The organism is Kribbella albertanoniae (assembly GCF_004348455.1).
Classification (GTDB): Bacteria; Actinomycetota; Actinomycetes; order Propionibacteriales; family Kribbellaceae; genus Kribbella; species Kribbella albertanoniae.
The window spans coordinates 1-4210 of the sequence record NZ_SMKA01000434.1 but is presented as its reverse complement, the minus strand read 5'-3'; the positions used below and the strand labels follow the sequence as shown (position 1 = coordinate 4210).

The window sequence follows — 4210 nt, the reverse complement described above, 5'->3', positions numbered from 1 at the left end:
GCGCAGTACGCCGCACCCCAGACTCCTCCGCCGCCCGGCGGAGTGATGGCTCCGCCTCGTCGTCCCGGTGGGCAGCAGCCCGGTCAGCCGGTGCAAGGTCACCCACAGCCAGGTCAGCAGCCGGCACCCAGTGAGCAGCGGCACGGTGCCGTTCCTGGTCAGCGCACGCCCGAGCGGCTGCGGCAGCGGTCGCCCCACGGCGCTCACGCGGCCCCTGGTCCCGTCCGGGAGCCGCTGGAGCCCGGTCAGACCCCTTGGGCCACCGAGCCCGAGTCGTCGTTCTCGACCTGGGCACGACGCTTCTTCCGCGGCCTGGTGGTCGCGGTCCTGCTGCTCGCGGCGATCAGCGGCATCCGGTCCTGGATCAGCCCGAACCGGACGCCCGACACCGTGGTCGGCAGCCAGACCAGCTTCCCGCTCGACGAGGCCCGCGCCATCGCGACGCGGTACGCGATCTCTTACCTGACCTGGGACGAGGCGAACCCGGATGCCCGCCCCGCCCAGGTCGGTCTCGACCTGGCCGCCGGCCTCGACGGCCGCACCGGCTGGAACGGGCGCGGTAAGCAGGTGGCCGTGATCGCCTACCCGGGTGAGGTCAAGGTCGACTCCGGTGGGGTGGCCGCCGTGGTCGACGTCCGGGTGCGCGTCCAGCAGTACTACCTCAAGGGCCGTGTCATGACGCCCGGCACGTTCGCCTGGCAGCGGCTGTCCGTGCCGGTCGCGCGGACCGCGGCCCGAGTGGTGGCGTCCGGCCCACCGACGTTCGTGCCGGACAGCCGTGCGCCGCTGCCGGAGAACATGCCCGGGCCCGGCGCACCGGACGACGTACTGACGGCTGCAACGAAGGAGGACGCCAAAGCGTTCTTCGGTGCGTATGCCGAGTCCGACAACAAGGTGTCGGCCGTGACCGCCCCCGGCTCGACCATCCGCAGTCTGAACGGCGCCGTGAAGTTCGGCGAGCTGAAGGACTGGCAGGTCTACACCGGCAACGACGACGAGCGGCGGGCGACCGCTGCCGTCACCTGGAAGGGCGTGGGTGACACCACGCTGGACCAGACGTACACGCTCACGTTACGGCGTACTGTCGCCACCGACGGAGCACAGCGATGGCAAGTGGCTGCCGTCGGATGACACCAGCAACCCGCCGTCGGATGACCGAGGCACCAAGGGAGACACCGCTATGACCACCTACGAACTGGCCGCGAGCGTGGTTCAGCTCGCCGCGCCCCTGGCCAATCCCAATGTCCCGACGGGTGCGGACTTCAAGGACTGGGTCCTGGTCATCGCGGGCAACATCTTCATCGCCATCCTGGTCCTGCGCGCGATCGGGCACTACTTCAAGCGGGAGTGGGGCGAGCTGTTCGGCCATATCGCCGCCGGTGTCCTGGTCGGGGGGCTGATCTATGCGAACAACCAGACCATCAATGTGCTGAAGGGCTTCTGGGGATTGCTCTCCGGGGGTAATTGATGCGCGTCGGCCGTACCCTGACCCACCACTTCGAGATCGAGACCCGGCAGTACGACCTGCTCGGGATCGACCTCGGAGAAGGCGCGCGACGCCGGATGATCATCTTCGGTGCGGTGATCATCCTGGCCTGGATCGCGCTGCTGTTCCCGTTCGTCGGGGTGCCCCAGAAGGGCACCGTCAGCCTGTACGTCGTACCGCCGTTCGTGATCACGGCGTTCGGCTGGCGCCCCGGCAAGTTCCACGAACGCCGCCGCCGCGTCACCGAGTGGGCGCTCGCCGTCCGCTACGCGCTGCGCGCACACCGCCCGATCATCGGACTCGGCGCCCGGGCGGCCGACAAGACGGAGTACCTGCCGTGGCGTGAGCGCGTCGCGACCCAGAAGGTGGCCAACCTGGCGAAGGCCAGGGTGACACCGGAATGGGAACGCGAGGCCGTGGTGGAGCTGGATCCGATGGTCCGCGCGGGTGCGGACATCACCGTGAACCAGCGTGCCCGCCTGCTCGGGGCGGACCACGTGCGCAAGGTCAGTCGCAGGACGTCGTCAGGCAGCCGATTGGTTAACGAGGGGCACGAATGAAGATCGCTGACAAGCTCCTGAACCTGGTGGGCGTCGGCCGCGAGCGCGGCCTGCCGCCGCCCCGGCTGGTGGCCATCGCCGACGGACTGCTCGTCACCGAACGCAGCGCCGAGGCGTGGTTCCTGATCTCGGTGGCGAACACGGACCTGGCCACCGAGGCCGAGCAGGACGCCGCCCTGGACGCCGCGGTCAGTGCCGCCGCGACCATCCTCGGCGACCGGCTCAGCCACCTGAAGGTGGTCTGGGGCCGCTCCACCGGCCAGGACTACATCGACTCCGTGGCAGGCCACTACCGGCTGGGCGACCACGAGGCTTGGGCGCAGACCCGGGCCGACCGGATCGACGAGATGCGGATGCCCGAGCGGTACGTCGCACTCGGCGTACACCTCAGTGACCGCGACCCCCGCGCGACCGCTCAGGTCCGCGGCTCGATCAGCGACGCCCTCGGTACGACGTCCTGGCGGGTCAGCGCCCGTGAGCTCGCGCACCTGGACGAGCGGGTCCGCAAACTCGGCCGGCAGCTCGGCTCGACCGTGTGGCGTGCACACACCGCCCCGGCCGAGGTCATCTCCTGGCTGATCAGCCGCGAGATGCACCGTGGCGCAGTGGCCGCACCCCGCCGCGGCCTGATCACCGGCGCCTCGCTGGCCCGGCTTACCTCCGGCCGCGTGGTTCCGTACACCGATCACCTGCGCATCTTCGATTCGCGCCGTGAACGCAGACGGTGTCGGCCTGCCCGGGAGCTCGGGCAAGTTCACGCCCCGGACGACGACGCTGGCCGATCCGGGTGGAGGCGACATCACGGACGGGGTCGACGGGGAGGAGGCCGGAATCGACGGTGTCGTGTTCTCGGACTCCGGCCGGTACGCGTTTTTCGCCGTCAAGAAACCCGCCGACCGGCAGTTCTACCTTGTACGGCGTGATCTGGCGGACCGCTCGGACGAGATCGTGTCCGTCAAGGCCGACGGTACGACGCCCGAGCCGATAGCCACCGGGTTCCGGGTGAACACCGCGCTGAGTGCTCCGAACTACGCGACGTCCGGCGAGGGACGCTACGTCGCTTACCGTACGGCGGCCGGCTCGGTAAACCAGAGCGACCAGATGGCGGTCCGGGATCTGCAGACGGCGGAACGCTGGACAACCCCGGTGACTCCGAGGAAAGTGTCCACCTTCAGACTCTCGGTCGACGGCACCAAGGTCACATACATCACAGGCAATGGGGGCAGCGCTGACCGCAGGGTATGGCAAGCCACCAAGGGACAAGCGGATGCTGCCTGGCTCGACGGCTGCTTCGACCCGAAGTCCTGTGGCTCGGGCTCACCGCTCGAACTGGGGGTGACGCCGGACGGCAACACCGTGATGTACAACTTCGAGACCGAGGACCCGGCGAGCCCGTACTTGACCGCGACCAACCGCGTGATGGTGATGGATGTCCGCACAGGTCAGAAGACCATGCCCTACGTGAACAAGGGCCTGGAGTTCGTCAGCGTAGTCTTCAGCGCCGACTCGTCCTGGATGATCGCCCAGGTCAAACTCGGCGACGACTTCGACCCGCAATACACGCTTGCCGCCCGCAGGTTCGGCACTGGGCCGTTCGTGGTCGCCGACGTCCTCTTCCGGGGTAGCTCGGATGGGTTCGACATCAGTAACGACGGCGAGCGGGTTGCCTGGCGCGACGGTTGGAACTCCGGTACCTATCCGGATCCGAAGCGCATGCACGTGTACTCACGCTCTACCAAGACCAACTGGACCGCACCGACCGTCCCGAACCTCGGCCACTACCTAGACGACCTCGTGGACCTGGCGCCCTCGGGCGCCGCGGTTTCCTGGCGCGCCGTAGACCAGAACGAGGCCTTCCTCAGCAAACCCTGGGGAGCCGCTGTGGGCTGACGTTCACAGCCCGCGGGGCCATTGATCGTTCGCACTGACGAAACAGCCTGTCCTGGAAGGGGTGGGCTGTTTCGTTTTAGGGGGTTAGGAAGCGGACGTCGTGGTTCGCGGTGGGGTTGGTGAAGGTTAGGAGGGCTTGGGCTTCGGGTTCTATGAGGGACTGGGTTTTCTTGGGGAGTTTGGTGAGGGGGGTGATTTCCAGGTGGGCTTGGGTTTTGGTGTTTTTGGGGAGGCGGTAGGTGGCGGTGGGGTGGCCGTTGTGGAGGAGGGTGCC

5 protein-coding genes are annotated in these 4210 nt (G+C 68.2%); 4 read left to right on the top strand and 1 reads right to left on the bottom strand.

What is annotated here, in order from left to right; genetic code table 11:
* From E1261_RS43550 to E1261_RS43530, 4 genes are all read left to right on the top strand, one after another.
* On the top strand, positions 1-1131 hold a 1131-nt coding region (locus E1261_RS43550), incomplete at its 5' end, for a conjugal transfer protein (RefSeq protein WP_238176824.1).
* Between the two features lie 49 nt (positions 1132-1180).
* Positions 1181-1468, top strand: coding sequence for a hypothetical protein (locus E1261_RS43545; protein WP_132416043.1), 288 nt, complete (start codon positions 1181-1183; stop codon positions 1466-1468).
* Positions 1468-2046 (top strand): hypothetical protein, encoded by a 579-nt coding sequence (locus tag E1261_RS43540; RefSeq protein ID WP_132416041.1) that lies wholly within the window; start codon positions 1468-1470, stop codon positions 2044-2046. The genes E1261_RS43545 and E1261_RS43540 overlap by 1 nt, the downstream gene beginning before the upstream one ends.
* 711 nt (positions 2047-2757) lie before the next feature.
* Positions 2758-3936, top strand: coding sequence for a hypothetical protein (locus E1261_RS43530; RefSeq protein WP_165952856.1), 1179 nt, complete (start codon positions 2758-2760; stop codon positions 3934-3936).
* Positions 3937-4012: 76 nt separating this feature from the next.
* Here E1261_RS43530 and E1261_RS46735 read toward each other — a convergent pair.
* The coding region (locus E1261_RS46735) for a hypothetical protein (RefSeq protein ID WP_238176825.1) at positions 4013-4210 on the bottom strand (198 nt) is incomplete at its 5' end.